Raw genomic sequence first — 19,435 nt, 5'->3', positions numbered from 1 at the left:
CGCTCCCTCACTGACGCGCGAGCTCGCGCAGCGCGTCGAGGCCCGGCAGCTCCTGCTCGGGCGCGTCCTGGCCGATGACCCCGGACAGCCTGTCCGCGGGCGCGAGCGCGCACCGGCGCAGCGCCTCCAGCGACGAGACGCCCTCCTGGTGGGAGTCGCTCAGCCGCATCCTCCACAGCCCGGCCGCGACCTCGCCCGCCGTTCCGGCCGGTTCCCTGCTCACGTAGCCCGCGGCCCGGCCGTCCGCCGACGCCCACACGTAGCCGACGACCGTCCCGGCGAGGGTGACGGGCAGGGAGCGGACGGGCCCGGTGGCCTCCTCCGGGTAGGTCGGCGGCGCGATGCTGAACAGCGGCCCGAACCCCTGCGACCGGTCGGCGGGCGTCCCGTCCTCGAACAGGCCGTCCTGGACGGACGGCCCCTCCGGCGCCGGGTACCCGGGCGCGACCACCTCGTGGAGGGCCTGGAGGCTCGGGGCCTGCCGCTCCTCCTCGCCGGCCGTGATGGCGCCGCCCACCGGGTCCTCGGCGGCGCCCTTCAGCCGCCGGACGGCGTCGGCGGCCTGCATGTCCTGCGCGTACGCCTCGGCGAGCCGGTCCTCCCAGAAGTCGGCGGCGTACATCTCCGCCTCGGAGACGTCGGGGACGAGGAGGAAGCCGGCCGCCTGATGCCGGGTCGACCCCCACAGGCAGCCGATCCGCCGGCCGCGCAGCGCCACCCAGAAGTAGATCAGCGGTTCCCGCGTCCAGTGCGCGTACGACGGTGTCGACGGCGGCAGCTCGGCGGTGTCCGGGAAGGCCGGAGGCGCCCCCGGCGTGCTCGGAGGAGCGCCCGGGTCCCACGGGGGAGGCAGGTCACTCATCTCGCGCGTCCCTTTCGCGTCGGCGTCCGTCCCGTCATGGCGCTGACCTGGGCGGTCCCGGGGGGATGACCACCGCTTCCATATCGTAGGTCGGCTGCCGCCGCGTCGTTCCGTCGCTGAGCGTGATCGTCTCGTAGCCGGTGCGGACGACGTTGGTGATCTGGTAGCGGGTCCCCCGCGGCAGTATCAGCTCGCGCTGGTCGGAGAAGGCGCTGCTCGACCCCATCCACAGGCCGCGGCTCCCCGGCGGCAGCACCAGGTGGACGCGGTTGCCGAACGACTGCCCGTCGACCTCGGCCGGGCTGCGTCCGAGCGACGTCGACATCGGCGCGCCCTCGGTCTGCACGGTGCCGATCAGGTGGTCGAGGGGGTCGCGGTCGCCGAGCGGCTGCCCGTCCTGCGCGAGCATGAAGTTCAGGCCGGACAGCCCGCGCACCGCCTGGACGGGCTCGGGCAGCGGCTGGTTCATCGCCTGGTCGATCTCGGCGATGCGCTTCCAGAACGCCTGCTCCGTCGGCTCCTCGCCGAGGTACTGGCGCAGCCACCGCCGTTCCTGGTGGTCGGCCCGGAGCTGTTCGAGGCGCGCCGTCACCGACGTCAGCGGCGGTGCGAGCAGCCGGTCGACGAGCTGCCGCTGGTGCGGGTCGAGGTCCGTCCGGCTCCGCAGCCGGACGATCTCCTCGATGCGCGCCGGCATCCGCCCGCCGTTCAGGTGGTGCAGCTGGTGGGCGGACCACTCCGACCACGCGAGCCGGTTGAGATGGGCGCCGACGTCCGGGCCGCCCGGACGCAGGAACCGGTTCGGCATCGACTGCCGCGTGTACCACCACGCCGCCCGCCGCAGGTTCTCCGGCAGGTTGCGGAACGCGTGCCCGAGCCGGTTCTCGCCGTACCGCTCGCCCTGCCGGTCGGTGTCGAACACGTGGACGCCGTCGCGGTCCACGCGTCCCTCCGGCCGCAGCCAGTCCCGCAGCCCGCGGGCCTCGGCGTCCGGCGGCTCGGTGCCCGGCTCGCGCTGGCCGGCCCGTCCGGGTGCGTGGCCGTCGTCGCCGGCGAGGACGGTGCCGTCGGGACGGTGCACGTCCCAGCCGCCGTCCGGTGGCCAGGTGGGGCGCCGTCCCCCGTCCGGTCCGGGCCGCGCGGACGAGGCGAACACGCCGCCGTCGGCGTCCGACCAGGCGAGGCCGCGCGGGGCCACCACCGGGACGCCGAGCTGCCGCGCGAGCCGGGCGGCGAAGTCGCCGTCGCCCGTGTTGCAGGACAGCAGCGTCACCTGGCGGCCGTTCCAGTTCGGGTCGTTGCGGATGAGCGCGGCCATGTCGTCCACGCTCAGCCGCCGCCCGTTCACCAGGAGCCCGTCCCGGTCGCCGTGGCCGTCCACCGTGTAGGTGTCCGGATCGGGCGTGACGCGCCGTGCGAGGTCGCGCATGGCGTGCTCGTCCGGCCCGAAGAACGACCGTCCGGCCGGGGTGCTCTCGCTGTCTCGGTAGATGTCGTGCAGGTGCGCAGGCAGGTCGGCGGGCACCGGGTCGGCGGCGTCGCCGTCGCTCCCGTCGTCGTCCACGGGGTCGGCCGCGTGCGGCTCCCGCGGGTCGTGCGCGCCGCTCTCGGGCGGGCGCGCGTCGCCGGGCGAGGGCTCGGAGTACCAGCCGTACTTCGCCGCGACCTCCGGACGCGGAGCCGGCTCGGAAGCGCCCTCGGCCGGGTCCGGCTCGGGAGCGCCCTCCGCCTGGTCCGGCCCGGCGGTGCGGGCGCGCGGCTCCCCGCCGGCGAGCGCCTCGTCCAGGCCCTGCTGGAACCGGCCGACCACCCGCTGCTTGATCGACTCGTCGAGCGCGCGTTCCTCCGGGGTGAGGGCCCGGTTCTGGTCCTCCGCCACGTTCGGCAGGTCCCGCCGCACCTCGTATGGCGCGGCGCCGTCGTCCCGTGGCGCGGGACCGTCCTCCGGTCCGGCCGAACGGGCCGCCGGGGCCGGGCCGCCGTCCTGCGACCTCGCCGCCGGGTCCCTCCAGCCGAACGGGCGCACCGGGGTCCGGCCGGGGTTCGGAGGCGTCGCCGCCGGGGTGCCGAGCTGGTGCGGCGGCAGGTTGTAGAACGTCCGGTAGTGGACGGTCGTGGTCGGCGGATCGGTGCCGAAGTCGGTCTGCGCCCACCGCGCGTGGATCACCTGCGGGGTGTACGCGAGATCGCCGTCGGTGTTCCGGTTCGGTTCCGCGAAGAACTCGAACCGGTCCACCCGGATGCTGTTCGACGGGTCCTGGTCGAGCAGCGCCAGATGCTCCTCAAGCCCGTACCAGCTCTCCGGACGCGTGACCTGGTGCTGGTTCTGGCCCTGGTTCTCGACCTCCCACTGCGGGAAGTAGTTGATGCGCTCGCGCGGGCCCTGCCCCTGGTGGCCGAAGATGTGCCCGCCGTTGAACGGGGTCCCGGGGTACTCCTTCGGCCCCAGCTTCCCGACCTGCCCCTGCGCCCCGTACCGGGCCCCGCCGCCCGCATCGTAGTCGGGACGCCCGGTGGCCAGGTCCGTCTGGCCGTTGGCGTCGGTGTGGAAGAGGAACGTCCCGGGCGGAACCTCGTGATCCGGGCCCGGAGTGCGCTGCGGCGCGGTCGGGTCGGGGAGGCCGTCCCCGTCGTCGGGCACCCGCTGGGCGCCGAGGTCGCCGCGGCGGACCGCGTCGACCGGGTCGAAGTCCGCCGGGTCCAGGCCGGCGAACCGGTCGCGGGGCTCGACCATATAGCTGACGTTGGGCAGCGGGACCCCGTCGTTCTTGTGTTTGAGGACGCCGAGCTCGCTGTTGTAGCGGGAGGCGCCGTCCTCGTCGCCGAACCACGTCCGGACGTGCGTGATGTTGCCGTCGGCGTCCGTCCAGAAGATGCCGTGCAGGCGGGGCGGCGAATGGTTGTCGTAGACCGCGATCCGCGAGTCGGGCTGCAGCGGCTGGTTCGCGCTGTAAGGCCCGTGCGACGGGTCGTAGCCGTCCTGCGTCACGTGCTGCAGCGGCTCGCCGTCGGCCGTGTGGGTCGGCGGGTCGAACGGTGCCCCCGCCGGCGAGCTGCCGTCGTCCCCGCCGACGAACACGTGCGGGTCGCCGCGGCCGAAGTCGATCTGGTGGACGACGCCCGGCTCCGGCTGCGTCAGGTCGATGTTCTCGTTCGGGTTGCGCAGCGCGGCGGGCTCGCCCTCCGCCTGCGGGTTCGTGACGTGGGTGACCTGGCCGTCCGCGTTCGTGTAGACGATGGAGCGGACGATCTGCCGCCCCTGCTCGTCCAGCACGGGATTGCCGTCGTCGTCCAGCGCCAGGATGCGGTGCCTGCCCTCGCGCGGCGGGTAGTCGACCGTCGACGCGTGCTCGCCCGGCCGCAGCGCATGGTCCCGGGTGTCCGCCGGATCGACGCGTGGCGGATTCCACGGATGCTGCGTGGGGGAGCCGCGGGTCGCGTCGCCGTCACCCGCACGCGGCGCGTCCGACACCGGATGCCCGGGGGTGTGGCCGTCGCGCCCGGACGGGGCGACGTCGCCGTTCGGACGGTGGGTCTGCCACCCGCCGTTCGGCGGCAGCTCGGGACGCGTCCGCCCGTCCTCGCCGGGACGGCCGGACGACGCGTACACGTTGCCGTCCGCGTCCGACCACGCGAGCCCGTTCGGCGCCGTGACCGGAACCCCGAGCCGCTGCGCGAGCTGTGTGGCGAACTGCCCGTCGCCCGTCTCGCACGACAGCAGCATGACCTCGCGGCCGTTCCAGTTCGGGTCGTTGCGGATCAGCTCGGCGACGTCATCGACGCTGAGCCGCCGCCCCCCGACCCGCATCCCGTCCGCGTCACCGTGCCCATCGACGACGAACCGCTCCGGATCGGCCGGCACCCGCCCGGCGAGATCCCGCATGGGCCCCTCATCGGGCCCGTAGAACGCACGCCCGGCCGGGGTCTCCTGGCTACCCCGATAGACATCGTGCAGATGATCGGCCAGCCCCGCAGGCGGCGTCTCACCCGCGTCCTCCCCGTCATGCGGCGCGGCCTCATCGTCCCGCCGCCCCGCCGAACCATCATCCCCACGCGCAGCCGGTTCATCGCCCCCGCGCGCCGCAGTTCCCTCGCCATCACGCGTCGGGGATTCGCCGCCACGCGCTGCGGGCTCGCCTCCGCGGGGGCCGGGGTCCGGGGCGTCCGGCGGGATCACCGTGGCGCGGATCTCGACGATCGGGTTGCCGTCGGCGTCCCGGGCGTTGGTGTCCACGTCCGTGATCTGGTACCTGGTGCCGCGCGGCAGGATCAGCTCGCGCTGATCCGGGTAGGCGCTGTCGCCGCCCATCCAGACGCCGTGAGAGCCCTCCGGCAGATCCAAGTGGATCCGGTAGCTGAACGGCCGGCCGTCGACGACGGCCGGGTTCTGCCCGAGTGACGTCGACATGTACGCCGGCTCGGTCTGGATGGAGCCGCGAAGCAGTTCAGCGTCGCGCGGGCCGAGCGGCGTCCCGTCATCGAGACGCATGAAGCTCACGTCGTGCAGGCCGCGCTCGGTCTGCACCGGCTCCGGCAGGGGCTGGTTCAACGCCTGGTCGAGTTCGTTGATGCGGGCGTTGAACGCGTCGACCGTGGGTGTCCCGCCGAAGTACTCGTGCAGGAACGACCAGTAGCCTGCGTTCTTCCTGAGCTGGTCGAGGCGGGCGGCCGGATCGCTGTCGTTCAGGACGTGGTTGATCAGGTCGCGCTGTTCCGGGCTGAGGTTCGGGTGGGACGACCAGCGCTGGAGGTCGTCCAGCGTCGGAAGGTTGGTCCCGTCGTTCATCCGGGCCAGCGCCCAGGCCGTGTTGAAGTCGTTCTGGAAGTGGTTCAGGGCGCCTTGCAGGTCGGCGCCGGGCCGTAGGTACGCGTTCGGCATCGACTGGACCGTGTACTGGTACAGCGCGTTCCGCAGGTGCGGCGGCAGGTTGCGGTAGGTCTCACCGAGCCGGTTGTCGCCGTACCACTGCCCTTCGTCGTCACTGGTGAAGCGGCGCACCGGGTCGGGGTCCGCGGTGGTCCCGTCCGGGTTGTGGACCGTCCAGCCGGACGACTCGGGGTTGCCGCGCGCATCGACGTCGATCGCGCCCGCCGGTGCCGTGACGCGGACACCGAGGTTCTGCGCGAGGTCGCCCGCGAACCGGCCGTCCCCGGTGTTGTTGGACAGCAGGAGCAGGTCGCGCCCGTTCCAGTTCGGGTCGCTGCGGATCAGCGCCGCGAGGTCCGTCGCGCTCATCGGCCGGTCACCGACGATCGGACCGTCGCTGTTGCCGTGCGCGTCTAGGACGAACCTGCCCGCGGGATCGGGCTGCACCATTCCCGCCGTGTTCCGCATGTGCGGCTCATCCGGCCCGTAGAGGGCCCGCCCGGCCGGCGTGTCCGTACTGTCCCGCCAGGCGTCGTGCAGGTGCGGCGGCAGGCCCGGTGGCGGCTCATCACCGCGCGTCGGCTGCCCGTCGGAGGACCGTCCGTCATCGCCCTCCCGCGCCCGAGGCTGCCCTTCGCCGTCACGCGGCTGGGTCTCGTCGGTGCGTGGACGACCGTCCTCCGTGCGTGGCTGGCCATTGTCTGTGCGCGGCTGGTCGTCGCCAGGGCGCGGCTGGCCGTCCTCAGTACGGGGCTGACCGTCCTCGGTGCGGGGCTGGCCGTCCTCCGGCCGCGGCTGGGCGTTGTCTGTGCGGGGCTGGTCTTCGCCGGGGCGGAGTTGGCCGTTGTCGGAGCGCGGCTGGCCGTCGCCTGGAGTGGGCTGGGTGGTGCCCTCGGGGGTGTTCCCACCGTCCGGGGTCTGGGACGGGGTGGTGTTGCCGTCGCCGCCGGGCGTGTTGTTCGGGGACGGCGTGGCGTTGGCGTTCGCGCCGAGGTGGCGGTCCATCACCTGGCCGATGGCCTGGGCCAGACCGCGAGGGTTCTCGGCGAGGCGGTACTCGGTGAACGCCTCCGCCATCATCTCGTGCGAGTCGCCGGATCCGTAGGTGGAGAGGGCGTTCTCGACGCGCTGCTGCGTTGCCGCGTCGTGCGGCTGGGTCGCGTCGTACGGGACGCCGATGGCGTTGGAGACGGCCCGGTTCAGGTCCGCGAGCATCTGCGGGTTGTCCAGGAGCTGCTGGGCCAGGTGGTGCCCGAACTCGTGGGTGAAGACGCCCTCGGCGGAGCCGCCGCCGGGCACGGTGAACCCGGACGCCTCCTCGTCCGCGCCGTCCTCGGCCCGCGCGGCGTTGTCGGAGAAGGCGTCCTCGCTGATGTAGATGCCCGGGCTGCTGTCCTCGGGGGTCGCGTAGGCGAGGACGTCGCCGTTGTTCGGCCCGAGTGACTGGTTGAAGTCCTGCGAACCGATGTGGGAGAGCCCCCGCATCGTGCCGGGGTAGTCCGCGCCGAGCCGCTGGACGGCGTTGTTGATCTCCCGCACCGTGGCCGGGTCGATCGGGTTCGAGCTGAAGTCCACGGTGGGCGCGTCGTCGCCGAACGGGGCGAGGGCGTCCCGCGTCTGCTGCTCGGCGTCCGCGAGGTCCTGGGACTTGTCCGCCGAACCGTCGTCGGCCGTGCCGTCTCCGGGCGTGCTGCCGTCGTCCGGGGTACTGCCGTCGGCGGCCTCCTTCCTGTGCGGCCCGTCCTGGTCCTGCGAGGACGGGCCGTCCTGGGCCGGAGGCTGCTCGTTGCGGACGACGCCCTGGTCGTCCACATTCTCGATCGGCGGCGGCTTCGGCCGCGCGCCGGGGTCCGCGGGCTCGTACGGCCGGGACTCCTGCCGCGGTTGGGACGTCTCCGGCCGGGGCCCGCTCCCGGAGGCCGGAGTCTCGGCCGGGCGGGACGGGGACGACGAGGGCGTGGGCGTCCTGCTGGAGCCGCCAGGGGACGTGCCGCCACCGGACGGCGGGTGGACGCCGCCCGCCGACGCCGTCCCGGCCGGGCCGCCCATCGTGCCCATCGGCATCATCGGAATGCCCGCGACGAAGCCCGTCGAGCCGCCCGAGTCGCTCTCGGGACGCGGCATGGCGTCCTGGGCCTCGGTGGACCCGTCGGTGCTGCGCGGGTTCGGGTCCCCGGCGGTGCTCGTCCCCTCGTCACCGGGTGTCGGGCGGGAGGGGGCGTTGCCGGACGCCGGGTCGCCGCCAGGGGTGGAGGAACCGCTGCTCGGGGTGGCCGTGTTTCCGCCGCTGGGCGGGGGTGTCGCGGCCCCGGTGGGCGTGGCCGTGCCGCCCTCGGGCGCCGTACTGGAAGGCGGTGGCGCGGAGCTCGGGGTCTGGCTTCCCGGCGTTTCGCTTCCCGGCGTCGACGAGCCGGGGGGAGGCGCCGACGCCCCATCGCCGGGCGTGGACGTACTGCCGCTGGGCGTGGAGGTGCCGTCGCCTGGGCTGGGGGTGCTGCCTCCAGGTGTCGACGTGCCGTCCGAGGTTCCCGTGTGGGGGGCGCCGTTGGACGAGCCCGAGTGCGGGGGCGTGCTGTGGGAGGACGGGGACGAGCCTCCGCCCTGCTGGGAGCCGCCGTCGCCGGGTGTGGGCGAGCCGCCGCGCGTTCCGGAGCCGCCGCCCGAGGACGAGCCTCCGCCGGAAGGCGCCCCGCCGCCTGCGGGGGCTCCGCCTCCCATCGGGGCGGCACCGCCCATGGGGGCCGCGCCGCCGGGGGCCGCGCCGCCTGACGGTCCTCCGGTGGGGCCGCCGCCGGACGGGGACGAGGCGCCGAAGCCGGACGGGTTGCCGCCGAGGCCGCCGCCCGAACTGCTCGGGGCTCCGCCGCCGTCGCCTCCGGTGGACGCCAGCGACGAGCCGCCACCGCCACCGCCCGTGTCGCCGAGCAGCGTGGCGATGCGGTTGCCTCCGCCGCCTCCGCCGCCGTCTCCACCGCCGCCGGAGTTCGAGCCGCCACCGCCGCCGGAGTTCGACCCGCCGCCGCCTCCGCCGCCGTCGTTCCCGCCGGACGGCGTGGGAGACGGCGACGGGGAGGGGGAGTTGCTCGGGCTCGGCGAGGGCGTCGGGTCGGTGGTGCTGGGAGTCGGCGGGTCACCGCTCGGGAGGGAGGAGCGGTAGTCGTTGAGCCCGTCCTTGCCGCCGCCGACGGCGCCGCCGAACGCGCCCGACGTGGCGCCCTTGGCGATGGCGTCCCAGGTCAGCGGGTCGCCGTGGACGGCGGCGGTGGCGACGGTGCCGGCCACGCCGCTGACGGCCTCGGCCGCGCCGTCGCGGACCATGCCGCGGACCATCCCGCTGAGCGCGCCGTCGGCCGGGCCGTTCAGGCCGGGGATCTTGCCGAAGCCGTGGCCGATGCCGCCGGAGATGGCGCCGCCGATCGCGCCGTCCAGGATGGCCGAGCCGGTCTTCTTCAGGTCGAGGCCGTCGCGGTTGCCCTGCGCGATCTGGACGCCCTGGACGAGCAGGTCGAGCCCGCCGCCCTCCAGGGCGCCGAACGCCGCGCCGCGCAGGATGGCGCCGAGGAGCCGCTGGCTGAGCCACTCCAGCAGCCGCTGGAAGATCGTTCTGGACGCGACCTGGGCCCCGGCCTCCACGGCGGGGATGGCGGCGGTGGACGCGCCGAACGTCGCGAACGCCGCCGCGATCAGGTACGCGATCTCGATCGCCGTGACGATCAGCAGGGCGATGAACATGTACTTCGCGTACTCGATGTCCAGCGCGCCGCCGTCCAGCATCTCGGCGAGCTGCCCGCACGACTCGGCGAGCTTCGTCAGGATCTGCGGGTCGGTGGAGACCCACTGATCCCACTTCTGGCCGAACGCGTCGGCGGCGCCGCTGTCGAGCGCGGTGCGCACGTCGGACGCCGTCTGGTTGAGGCTCTCGATCAGCTCGTTGATCTCGGTGCCGGCGTCGGTCCACGCCTCGGCGCAGCGGCGCATCGCCGTCTCGTCGCCCTCGGGCCAGTCGGACCCGATGATCCAGGACAGCCATTGGACCGGTTCTGGGATTTCAAGACCCACGGATCAGCTCACTTCAGCCTGGAGGCGTCCTCGGCCTGCTTGTAGGTCTTGGCCATCTCGTCGACGCCCTTCTTGATGCCTTCCAGGCCGTCCTTGAGCTTGGGGAACGACTCCAGGACGTTCTCGGCCGGTTCCGCGTAGCCCTCGGCGAACGTCTTGCCGGTCTCGTCCGAGCCCCAGCACTGGCCCTCGGCGGACAGCGCCGAGTTGAGCCGGTCGTAGATGGCCTTGAGCTGGGTGGCGCCGTCGTGGAACCCCTTGCCGGCCCGCTTGAGCTCTTCTGTGTCGACCTCTAGGTATTCGTAGGTCATCGCGGCAGGATCCCGAGGCGCTCCCGGATGGCGTCGATGTCGTCCGGACGCTCGGGCAGCAGCTTGGCGATGTCGAAGCCGCTCTCCGCCGCCCCCTCGGGGGCGAGGCCCTGCATGGCGGTGCGCATCTGGTCGGTGACCTGCGCCTGCGCGTCCCGGGTCGCCTCCATGATCGCCTCGGCGAGCTGCTCGGAGCCGAGCTTGCGCTGGACGCGAGGGTCGAGCTCCAGCGACGTCAGCCGGCCCTGCCGGTCGACCTTCACCCGGACCATGCCGTCGGCGGCCTCCGCCTCGGCCTCGATGGCCTCCAGCCTGGACTGCATCTCCTGGATCTGCCGGCGCTTCTCCTGGTAGGTCTGCAGGAGCTCGTCGATATGCGCCTGCCATTCAGCGCGCACAGGGACCCCTCTGTTCGTCGGGAGCTTGAAAGAGCCCGCGACCGCGCACGATCACAGACACACACAGGGATTGATCATTTATAGAGGTTTCGTTGCCTTTTTCGCAACCTGGTCCGGACTGTCGGTGAGGGCGGCCCACGTCAGCGACGTGGTGCGATGCCCGCACCGGACGGTGCCGGCGTTGTGGAACACTGCGAGGATCGCGCGGTGTGCCGCGCGACCCGGAAGGACGATCTGCGAGAGGTGTGGCGAACGATGCGCAGGAGACCGAACATCTGTGACGCCTGCGTGCGCCTGCAGAAGAGGTCCAACCCTGACGCGCAGACGTCGCTCGACCGCTGGATCCCCTACTGCGACGCCTTCCCAGAGGGAGTGCCGAACGAGATCTACCGGAACGGGTTCGACCATCGGAACCCGTTCGAGGGCGATCGGGGCATCCGGTTCGAGTTGCGTCCCGGCGGGGAGAGGGCGCTGGCGGCGTACGAGTCCGCCGCCGCGCGGAAGCAGAACGCGGCGTCCGGGCAGGGCACCTCCCCCGGCCAGGGCCAGGGGACGGAGCAGGGCGGCTGACCGGCCGGCCGGCCGCCCCGCGCGCCATCAGTCGCTCCACAGCAGCGTGTTGGTGACCTCGACGCCCAGCTCGCCGGCGGTCGCGAAGACGCTGCCGGTGCGGCCGCCGGTCGGTCCGCCGGTCACCCAGTACGACTGGGCGTAGACCACGGTCGACCCCTGCGTCCAGGTCCGCGTCCAGTACGCCGGGTCGGGCTTCGGCTGCCGCAGCCCGCTGGCGTTCGACGGGGTCAGCAACTTCGGCCAGCCCTCCTGGTTCGTGTACCCCTTGACGACGGACGCGTCCGACGAGGTGGCGAACTTCAGGATCGAGACCGACGTGATGATCTGCTTGGACGGGTTGGCGTAGACGGCCGAGTACATGTTGCCGACGCACGGGTGCCGGCGCAGCGCGGGCAGCAGCACCGAGTTGGCGCGGCTGGTGCACGGCTCGACGCGCGTCCCGGCCTGGGTGAACGTGTTGCCCTTCGCCGTCTCGATCGTCCGGGTCAGCACGCCGGACGGGTCGATGGCGCCCTCGCCGCCGGACCCGGTGCTCGGGCTCGGCGGCGGCGTCGCCGCGTAGGACGGGACGCGCGTCGCCGACGGCAGCACGGACGTCCGGTTCGGGCCGTCGTCGTCGCCGCCGAGCAGGAGGAAGGCGCCCGCGCCGGCGATGGCCAGCACGAGGACGACGCCGATGATGAGGAAGAGGGCGAGGCCGCCTCCGCCGCCCCGCGGCGGGGGAGGGGGCGGGAAACCGGGGCCTCCGGGCAGCGGCGGCGGGCCGGCCGGGGACGGGGGCGGTGCGGCAGGCACGGCGGGCGGCGGGAATCCCGGGCCGGGCTGCTGGCCGGGCCAAGGTGGGGGGTTCATGGTCGCTCCGGGCGGTGTTACAGCGGGGTGCCGATGATCGGGCCAGACTAGCTTGCCGATCGCGGTGATTTAAGTGCAGGTGAGCCGTCTGTGCGGTCTGGATCCTAGGGTGGGGGCGTGGGGCAGGCGCTCCGTCGCGGTGCGGGTGGGGACCAGTGTCTCGTAGGCTGGCCGCTGAGAGGGGAGGCAGGTGTCCGACTCCAGCTGGCAGCAGGCGGTCCTCCGCGAGATCGGCGTGGCGCGGAGGGGATTCCAGAGGCTCGACGCGACGCCGAACGGCCCGGCGCAGGGCTCCTGGGGAGCGGAGGCGCCTCCCCTGCCCGCGCCTGAACAGCAGCCGTCCGCGGCGCCCGTCCCGGCGCCCGTGCCGCAACCCGCCGAGGCCGCGGCGTCACCGGCGTCGCAGGCCGCGCCCGAGGTGCCGCCGTTCGCGGCGCCCGCCGAGCAGGCGCAGGCGGCGCCCGACGGCCCCGCGCCGCTGCTCCCGGAACCGCAGCCCCTGCTCCCGCCGCAGCCGGATCCGTCCCCGCAGCCGCCGTTCCCCGCGGCCGACCCGCAGATCGCCGCCCAGCAGGCGGCCGAGCAGGCCGCGGCCCAGCAGGCAGCGGCGCAACAGCAGGCCGCCGCCCAGCAGCAGGCCGCCGCCCAGCAGGCGGCGGCGCAGCAGCCCCCGGCCCAGCAGCAGCCCGCGCCTCCGCAGCAGGTGCCGGACGGTCAGGGCGGCACCGCCCACGTCGAGCCCCTCATCAGCTCCGACTTCGACTGGGAGGCGGCGGTCAACCCCGTCCTCGGCGCCGTGCCGAGCGCCGGCGGCGGCACCGAGCAGAGCACGGACGCGAGCGCCGCGCCCGCGCCCGCGTCCCCCGCCCACCCCGTCCCGCCCGAGCAGGCCGGCTCCGGTTACCAGATCCCGGCCGGCGACCTCGTCCGCAAGAACCAGCACGGCGACCCGCTCGCCCGCCGCATGGGCCGCGGTGTCCGCAACGCGATGGGCGGCGGCGGCCGGGAGGCCAGGGAGCAGGCCGCGTTCGCCGAGCTGATGCAGCGGCCGGTGCCGAGCTCCCGGCAGATCGCGGTCGCGAGCGTGCGCGGCGGCGCGGGCAAGACGACGATGGCCGCGCTCGTCGCGACGGAGCTGGCCCGGCACCGCGCCGACCGGGTGCTGGCCGCCGACGCCGATGCCGAGCTGGGCTCGCTGCCGCTGCGGCTCGGCGTCTACGCGCAGCTTTCCCTGTTCGACCTGGCCGCACAGAACCCGCACACGTTCGAGGAGGCGGAGCGCTTCCTGACCCGCACCCCCGACGGCCTCTACGTGCTCTCCTCCACGCGCGGCGGGCGCATCGCGGGGGAGTTCACGCTGGAGACGTTCCAGACCGCCCTCAGCGCGGTCAGCCGGTACGTCGCCGCGACCGTGGTCGACTGCGGCGCCGGCATCCTCACCGAGGTGAACCGCGGCGTCATCGCCGGCTCGCACGGCCTCGTCCTGGTCACCCCGGGCACGGTCGACGGCGCCCTGAGCGCGCGCGGGGCGCTGGAGTGGTTCTCGGCCAACAACCAGCAGGCGCTCCTGCCGCGCACGGTCATCGCGATGGTCTCGCACGCGCCGCAGGTGGGCGCCGACCTCCAGCGGGCGCACCAGATGCTCACCGCGTGGGGGCTGCCCGTCGTGTCCGTCCCCTACGACCGGCAGCTCGCGACCGGCAGCTCGCTCGACCTGTCCCGCGTGTCCGCCGCCGCCCGGACGGCCGTGACCCGCGTCGTCCACGAGGTGTTCTCGCGCTCGCTGACCGCGGGGGTGGCTCGATGAGCACCGACCTGGTCGCGCTGGTGCGCCGCCGCCCCGACGTGCACGCCATCGCCGACGGCCTGATCGCGATGGGCGAGCCGCTGGAGCTGCGCGGCGGCGAGCCCGACTCGACGCGGCTGCACGACGGTGAGGGCCGGCTGCTGGTCTCGATCGAGGACGCCGTGCAGGTGTCGGTGCAGGGCGAGATCGGCCGGCTCCTCGGCGCCGAGTTCGCCGCCCGGGTCATGACGCCGGTCTGGTGGGTGGACGTCCGCGCGGTCGCCGACGTGCCCGAGGCGCTGCGGGTGGCGCGCACGTTCGCCGACTCGCTCGTCCACTGGCTCGGCGGCATGGTGTACCCGGAGGGCGCCGCCGACGCCCCGGCCCGCAGCTGGAAGGCGACCGGCCAGGGCGGCCCCGGTACGGAAGGCGGCACGGCGGGCGGTGCGGGCGGCGGCTTCCCCGGCCCGGCGGGCGACCCGGGCGGCGCCGCGTACCAGGGCGGCGTGATAGGCGGCTAGACCGGCCGTGACGATGGCCGCGGCGTCGGCCGTGACGATGGCCGGGTCAGGGCCAGTCGCGGGTCAGGTCCAGGTCCCACGGGACGAGGTTCCACGGGCTGCGCGGGTCGGTGGCGAGTTCCTCGATGAGCCGTTCGTACTCGGCCTGCGCCTTCCCGCCGCCGCCCGACCACAGCAGCCGTCCTTGCAGGTAGCAGGTCGCCATGTCCTGCCAGGACGTGTACCGCCGCTGGATGTCGATCGCGAGCGGCAGCATCCGCTCCCAGCAGTACTCCTCCGTCAGCCACCCCACCATGTGGCCCCACCGGTAGAGCATCAGGGCGCGCCCGTAGTCCCAGATGAGGAACCGTCCGACGTTGGCGCGCAGCGTCGGGTCGGTGAGCGCCTTCAGCCGGTGCAGCTCCTCGGCCGCGTGGTTGCGGTCGTTGAAGAGCTGGTGGAGGAACTGGGCCAGCTCGGCGCCCTCCTCGCTGGCGTCCGCGCCGGGCTCGTCCCGCAGCAGCGACGGGACGAGCCGCGCGTATGAGCCGCCCTCGTCGCCGTAGCGGACGCGGACCAGCTCGATCAGCCGCTCGACGAACGGCGGTTCGAGCCGGTCGCGGGCGATGAGCCCGTCGACCTCGCGCAGCAGCGTCCCGTACTCCTCCTGCGCGGCGGGGGACCGGGCGGCGAGCCGGGCGTCCTGCGTGAAGTCGGCGCGGTGCCCGTCCTGGACGAGCCAGTTGACGGCGCCGAGGAGCTGTTCGAGGTCGTAGGCGCCCCACGGCCGCTGGAGCAGCTCGTGCGCGGCGCGGCGGTCGGCCGCGGCGGCGCCGCCGGGGCCGGTGCCGAGCCGGTCCACCCGGAAGCCGTTGACGGCGCCGTAGGGGGCGCCGGCCGCGATGATCCAGCGCTGCACGGGGGTGAGGCCGGAGCCGCCGCCGGGGGCGAGGGCGCCGGGCGCGCGGATCAGCTCCCAGAGCCGCCGCTGGAACTCCGCGGCCTGCCGTTCCTCGCTGCCGAAGAACCCGGCGAGCTGCTTGCGGAGCGCCGGGTGCCGGACGTAGAGGCGCCGGAAGAACCGGCCGTTCTTCCACACCAGGTGTTCCGGGCGCAGCTCGCCGAACGGGATCCGCGTCCGCCGGTGGACCATCTGCCGCTCGGCGAACCGCAGCTCCAGGTCCGACCACAGCCCGGCGATCGGGGTGAAGCGCAGCAGCAGGACGAACGCGCAGACCAGGGTGACCAGGACGGCGCCGGGCGCGAGCGCCCACCGGGCCTCGTCCGGCAGTCCGGTCAGGGACAGGAGGGCCCCGGCGAGCAGTAACGCCACCCCGCCCCCGCCGACTCCGAGGAACCAGGCGGTGGTGACGGCGAGCGACCCTTCGACGCGGAGGACGGCCTCGTCGCCGTCGAACTGCAGCGACGCCTCGGCGAGTGTCCCCTCGACCGCCCGCTCAAGCGCTTCGAGCCGACCGGCCTCTCCCATGGGCAGGACCGTACATCATCCCTTACGGGTAGATCATCACCCCTGTGTGCGATATGCCGGGGTTAGGTCCTCGTCAGGCGGACTGGAGGTGCTGCATCAGCATGCTGTGCCGCTGCCAGCCGTCCTGCGAGCGGCCGTCGCCCAGCGGGAAGAACGTCAGCGGCGCGCGCGGCGGGCCGACCGGCTGGCCCGGCAGCCCGTTCGGGCCGGTCACCGCCCCCGCGACCGCCAGCGCGACCGGGGCGGGCGCCCCCGTCCAGCGGGGCTCGGTGGTGAGGTCGGCGCGGCCCGGGGTGAGCTGGACGAACAGCGACGCCACCGGCTGGTCGGCCGCGAGCGCCCCGACCAGGGTCGGCAGGTGCTGCAACGGCGGCGGGTCCTCGGGCGCGTAGCCGACCGTGACGGTGCTGACCTCGGCGACGCCGCCGCCCTCGCTGGCGGTGTAGTCGCAGATCGCCTGGGCCGGGCGGGGTCCGTCGCCGCCGACGATGAGCCGCGCGGTGGACCGCCCGCGGGCGTACTCGGTGAGCCGGTCGCGGCGCCACGGGTGCTCCAGCGGCTCGGCGGGGCCGACGCCCGCCGGGTACTTGCCGGTGAGCAGCTGCAGGAGGCGTTCGACGGGCCCGCCGAGGTCGCCCTCGGCGCCGTGCCTGATCCGGTAGACGAGGGTGAGCTGCGAGCCGACCGGGGCCGACGGGCGGGTGGTGAACCCGGGCGCGTAGTCGCGGGCCTCCGGGACGGGCACGAACGTCGTGCCGCTCCACTTCAGCGGCCGCCCGGTGAGGCCCTCGTAGTAGCCGTCGCCGTTGCGGACCACCCACTGCATGCCGTCCCCGGTCGCGGCGGTGCGCAGCGGCAGCGACAGCCGTGAGTCGAGGGGCGTGACGACCTGCAGGGTCCGGCCGCTGCCGGTGCAGTCGCCGAGTGCCTTGTTCAGCCAGGCGCTCAGCGCCACCACGGGCCGGTCCTGGAGGACGACCATGGCCTGCTCGGTCAGCGCGTCTACGGTGCTCATCTCGACCGGGAGTCTAGTCACCGGCCGCCCGTCCCCGGGCCGCACGCCCGGCCCCCGCCCGTGCCCCCGGACGGTCGCGGGCTGACCGGCGTCTTCGCCGTGACTCGCGTGGCGCATGTCCAATCTGTGCTGAAATGTTACGGATGCAGCGAGCCGCCGCGCCCTCCCCCGTGTACTACGCGGACGACGCCCCGACGCCACCGGAGCCGCCGGTGCGGGGGCGTCTCTGGCGCGTGCTCGGCTGGGTCTCGGTCGTGCTGTCGGTCGCGCTCGTCGCCGGCAGCCTCACCGCGTACGGGTTCTGGCGCCGCCTGGACGGCCAGATCGACCGCGAGGACGTCGACGGCAGGCTCGGCGAGAACCGTCCCGCCAAGCTCAACAACTCGCTCAACATCCTGCTGATGGGCTCCGACAGCCGCGCGGGCGAGAACGCCCGCTACGGCGCCGAGGCCGGGCAGCGCTCCGACACCACGATCCTGCTGCACATCTCGCCCGGCGGCGAGAGCGCCATCGGGATCAGCTTCCCGCGCGACTCGATGGTGCAGATGCCGCCCTGCAAGAAGAAGGACGGCGCGACCGTCCCGGCCCGGTTCGGGATGATCAACACGGCGTTCTCCAACGGCGGCCCGGCCTGCACGTGGCGGACGATCGAGTCCCTCACCAAGATCCATATCGACCACTACATCGAGGTCGACTTCGCCGGGTTCAAGCGGGTCGTGGACGCGCTCGGCGGCGTGGAGATCTGCGTGCCGCGCCGCATCGACGACCCCAAGGCCGAACTGCACCTCCGCGCGGGAAAGCAGGTCGTGCGGGGCGACCAGGCGCTCGGCTACGTCCGCACCCGGTACGTCCTCGGCGACGGCTCCGACCTCGCAAGGATCAAGCGGCAGCAGGCGTTCATGGCGTCGGTCGTCAAGAAGGCCACCGACAAGGGCATGCTCACCGACCCGGGACGCACCTACGGCTTCCTCTCCGCCGCCGCCAAGTCCATCAAGGCCGACGACGGGCTCACCCTGTCGGTCATGCAGAAGCTCGCCGGGTCGCTGCGGGGGATGAGCGCCGGGAAGGTGCGGTTCGTCACCGTGCCCGTGCAGGCGTACCCGCAGGACAAGAACCGCGTGCAGTTCGACCAGGCCCTGGCCGAGCCGCTGTTCAAGGCCGTCCGGGAGGACAACAAGCTTCCCGAGCCCTCCCCGGGCACGGTGGCCGCGCAGAACGGCGTCCAGCCCGTCCCGCCCGCGCAGGTCAGGATCGGCGTGTTCAACGCGTCCGGCGCCGCGGGGCTCGCCCAGCGGACCGCCGACCAGCTCACCGAGCGCGGCTTCCAGGTCGTCAAGGTCGGCACCAGCCGCAAGCAGTACCCCCGCACGCAGATCCTCTACGGCGCGGGCGCCGAAGGGCAGGCCGCCCGGACGGCGATCGCGGTCCCCGGGCCCCGGCCGCGCGCCTGGGCGTCCGCCCGGCCCGGCTACGTCTACCTGGTGATCGGCAGGGAGGGCGCCAGGCTGCGCGGGCTCTCGCCGGCCGTGCCGAAACTCGCCGGCGAGATCAGGGCGGACCGCGACATCTGCGCCAAGACCTGAAGCGGCCATGCCACACCGGTATCTTGGCCCGCGCCAACCAACAACCAGAACAAAGCGTCCCTTGTAGGACGGCCCACAACCAACCCCCCCGACATCTTGGCCCGGAGTCACACCCCGCATAAGGGCTCCACGGCCGCCACGCTCCCCGGACGGACGCATGCAGCCCGAGCCCTTCACTCTCTTGATGACCGTCTACGGCGGCGATCGGGCGGAGCACGTGCGGGACGCGTTCCGCAGCGCCGTGCACGACCAGACCCTCCGGCCCGACCAGGTCGTCCTCGTCCAGGACGGCCCCGTGTCCGGCGACCTGGCCCAGTGCCTGGACGAGCTCGCCGCCACCAGCGAGGTGGAGGTGTCGTTCGTCCGGCTGGAGCGCAACCGCGGCCTCGGCCCCGCCCTGGACGCGGGCCTGCACGCCGCCCGCCACGACATCGTCGCCCGCATGGACGCCGACGACGTCGCCATGCCGCACCGCTTCCAGCTCCAGGTGCCGCTGGTCCGCGCGGGCGCCGACCTCGTCGGCGCGGGCCTGCTGGAGTTCGGCACCGACATCACCGACATCGTCGGCCGCCGCACCCCGCCGAGCGACCCCGACGACATCGCGCGCTACTCGCGCCTGCACGACCCCTTCAACCACCCGACGGTCGTGTACCGGCGCAGCGCCGTCATCGCCGCCGGCGGCTACGGCGACCTCCCGCTGATGGAGGACTACTGGCTGTTCGTCCGCATGATCGCGGGCGGTGCCCGGATGGTGAACCTCGCCGAGCCCCTCGTCTACTACCGCGTCGGCGACGGAGCCTACGAGCGCCGCGGCGGCCGCGACCTGCTCCGCTCCGAGCTGCGCCTGCAGCGCGAGATGCGCCGCGAGGGCTTCATCTCCCAGCCCCAGTACTGGCGCAACGTCATGGTCCGCGGCGGCTACCGCCTCGTCCCCACGGTGATCCGCAAGCCCTTCTACCGCGCCGTCGTCGCCCCCTACGGTGCCCGCCGCAACCGTTCACGCGACCGCGACGACGTCCGCGCCTCCCAGCCCCCGGCCTACATCCCGAGGCACGCGCGGCCCGCGGCCGAGGAGCTGCCCGAGATCGACGCCGCCCCGCCGCGCGACCAGTGACCCATGACGCGGTGACACGGCCCGCC

Annotated in this window: 12 protein-coding genes; 5 read left to right on the top strand and 7 right to left on the bottom strand. The window is 74.0% G+C overall.

All coding sequences use genetic code 11. The annotated features are described in order from the left end of the window. Positions 1-7: 7 nt before the first annotated feature. Genes ABGB11_RS24650 through ABGB11_RS24635 form a run of 4 tightly spaced genes read right to left on the bottom strand, consistent with a single transcriptional unit; the run spans position 8 to position 10,497 of the window. Positions 8-862, bottom strand: coding sequence for a hypothetical protein (locus ABGB11_RS24650; RefSeq protein ID WP_347636350.1), 855 nt, complete (start codon positions 860-862; stop codon positions 8-10). Between the two features lie 34 nt (positions 863-896). Further along, positions 897-9,788: an ADP-ribosyltransferase gene (locus ABGB11_RS24645; RefSeq protein WP_347636349.1), complete on the bottom strand. Its 8,892-nt coding sequence runs from the start codon at positions 9,786-9,788 to the stop codon at positions 897-899. A gap of 8 nt (positions 9,789-9,796) precedes the next feature. Next, the gene (locus ABGB11_RS24640) at positions 9,797-10,099 is read right to left on the bottom strand and encodes a WXG100 family type VII secretion target (protein ID WP_347636347.1); all 303 of its coding nucleotides are present in this window, start codon (positions 10,097-10,099) and stop codon (positions 9,797-9,799) included. Next, on the bottom strand, positions 10,096-10,497 hold the full coding sequence (locus ABGB11_RS24635) for a YbaB/EbfC family nucleoid-associated protein (protein ID WP_347636346.1): 402 nt from the start codon (positions 10,495-10,497) through the stop codon (positions 10,096-10,098). Before ABGB11_RS24635 ends, ABGB11_RS24640 begins: the two co-directional genes overlap by 4 nt. A gap of 255 nt (positions 10,498-10,752) precedes the next feature. On the opposite strand from ABGB11_RS24635, the gene ABGB11_RS24630 reads away from it, so the two are divergent. After that, entirely contained in the window at positions 10,753-11,067 is a 315-nt protein-coding gene (locus ABGB11_RS24630) for a hypothetical protein (protein ID WP_347636344.1), read from the top strand. Between the two features lie 27 nt (positions 11,068-11,094). Here the strand turns inward: ABGB11_RS24630 and ABGB11_RS24625 are convergent, their stop codons facing one another. After that, positions 11,095-11,922: a hypothetical protein gene (locus tag ABGB11_RS24625; RefSeq protein ID WP_347636343.1), complete on the bottom strand. Its 828-nt coding sequence runs from the start codon at positions 11,920-11,922 to the stop codon at positions 11,095-11,097. Positions 11,923-12,112: 190 nt separating this feature from the next. Between ABGB11_RS24625 and ABGB11_RS24620 the strand changes: the two genes are divergently transcribed. Further along, entirely contained in the window at positions 12,113-13,729 is a 1,617-nt protein-coding gene (locus ABGB11_RS24620) for a MinD/ParA family protein (RefSeq protein WP_347636341.1), read from the top strand. Beyond that, positions 13,726-14,229, top strand: a complete 504-nt coding sequence (locus ABGB11_RS24615; RefSeq protein ID WP_347636340.1) for a hypothetical protein — start codon at positions 13,726-13,728, stop codon at positions 14,227-14,229. The genes ABGB11_RS24620 and ABGB11_RS24615 overlap by 4 nt, the downstream gene beginning before the upstream one ends. A 46-nt stretch (positions 14,230-14,275) precedes the next feature. Here the strand turns inward: ABGB11_RS24615 and ABGB11_RS24610 are convergent, their stop codons facing one another. Next, complete coding sequence (locus ABGB11_RS24610; RefSeq protein ID WP_347636338.1) at positions 14,276-15,697, bottom strand: DUF1266 domain-containing protein; 1,422 nt, start codon at positions 15,695-15,697, stop codon at positions 14,276-14,278. A 73-nt stretch (positions 15,698-15,770) separates the two neighbouring features. Further along, a complete protein-coding gene (locus ABGB11_RS24605; protein WP_347636337.1) occupies positions 15,771-16,712 on the bottom strand; it encodes a DUF6177 family protein in 942 nt (313 codons plus the stop codon). Between the two features lie 143 nt (positions 16,713-16,855). Between ABGB11_RS24605 and ABGB11_RS24600 the strand changes: the two genes are divergently transcribed. After that, positions 16,856-18,295 carry an LCP family protein gene (locus ABGB11_RS24600; protein WP_347636336.1) on the top strand — a complete coding sequence of 480 codons (1,440 nt, stop codon included), beginning with the start codon at positions 16,856-16,858 and terminating at the stop codon, positions 18,293-18,295. A gap of 184 nt (positions 18,296-18,479) precedes the next feature. Further along, the gene (locus ABGB11_RS24595; RefSeq protein ID WP_347636334.1) at positions 18,480-19,409 is read left to right on the top strand and encodes a glycosyltransferase; all 930 of its coding nucleotides are present in this window, start codon (positions 18,480-18,482) and stop codon (positions 19,407-19,409) included. Positions 19,410-19,435 lie beyond the last annotated feature (26 nt).

The organism is Actinomadura sp. B10D3 (assembly GCF_039871695.1).
In the GTDB taxonomy this organism is placed as follows: Bacteria; Actinomycetota; Actinomycetes; order Streptosporangiales; family Streptosporangiaceae; genus Spirillospora; species Spirillospora madurae.
This window is presented reverse-complemented; position numbering and strand designations above follow the sequence as displayed.

Coding starts and splice junctions, on each gene's coding strand:
- ABGB11_RS24610 (WP_347636338.1), bottom strand. CDS start 15,697: ATGGGAGAGGCCGGTCGGCTCGAAGCGCTTGAGCGGGCGGTCGAGGGG.
- ABGB11_RS24605 (WP_347636337.1), bottom strand. CDS start 16,712: ATGAGCACCGTAGACGCGCTGACCGAGCAGGCCATGGTCGTCCTCCAG.
- ABGB11_RS24595 (WP_347636334.1), top strand. CDS start 18,480: ATGACCGTCTACGGCGGCGATCGGGCGGAGCACGTGCGGGACGCGTTC.
- ABGB11_RS24640 (WP_347636347.1), bottom strand. CDS start 10,099: ATGACCTACGAATACCTAGAGGTCGACACAGAAGAGCTCAAGCGGGCC.
- ABGB11_RS24600 (WP_347636336.1), top strand. CDS start 16,856: ATGCAGCGAGCCGCCGCGCCCTCCCCCGTGTACTACGCGGACGACGCC.
- ABGB11_RS24650 (WP_347636350.1), bottom strand. CDS start 862: ATGAGTGACCTGCCTCCCCCGTGGGACCCGGGCGCTCCTCCGAGCACG.
- ABGB11_RS24625 (WP_347636343.1), bottom strand. CDS start 11,922: ATGAACCCCCCACCTTGGCCCGGCCAGCAGCCCGGCCCGGGATTCCCG.
- ABGB11_RS24630 (WP_347636344.1), top strand. CDS start 10,753: ATGCGCAGGAGACCGAACATCTGTGACGCCTGCGTGCGCCTGCAGAAG.
- ABGB11_RS24615 (WP_347636340.1), top strand. CDS start 13,726: ATGAGCACCGACCTGGTCGCGCTGGTGCGCCGCCGCCCCGACGTGCAC.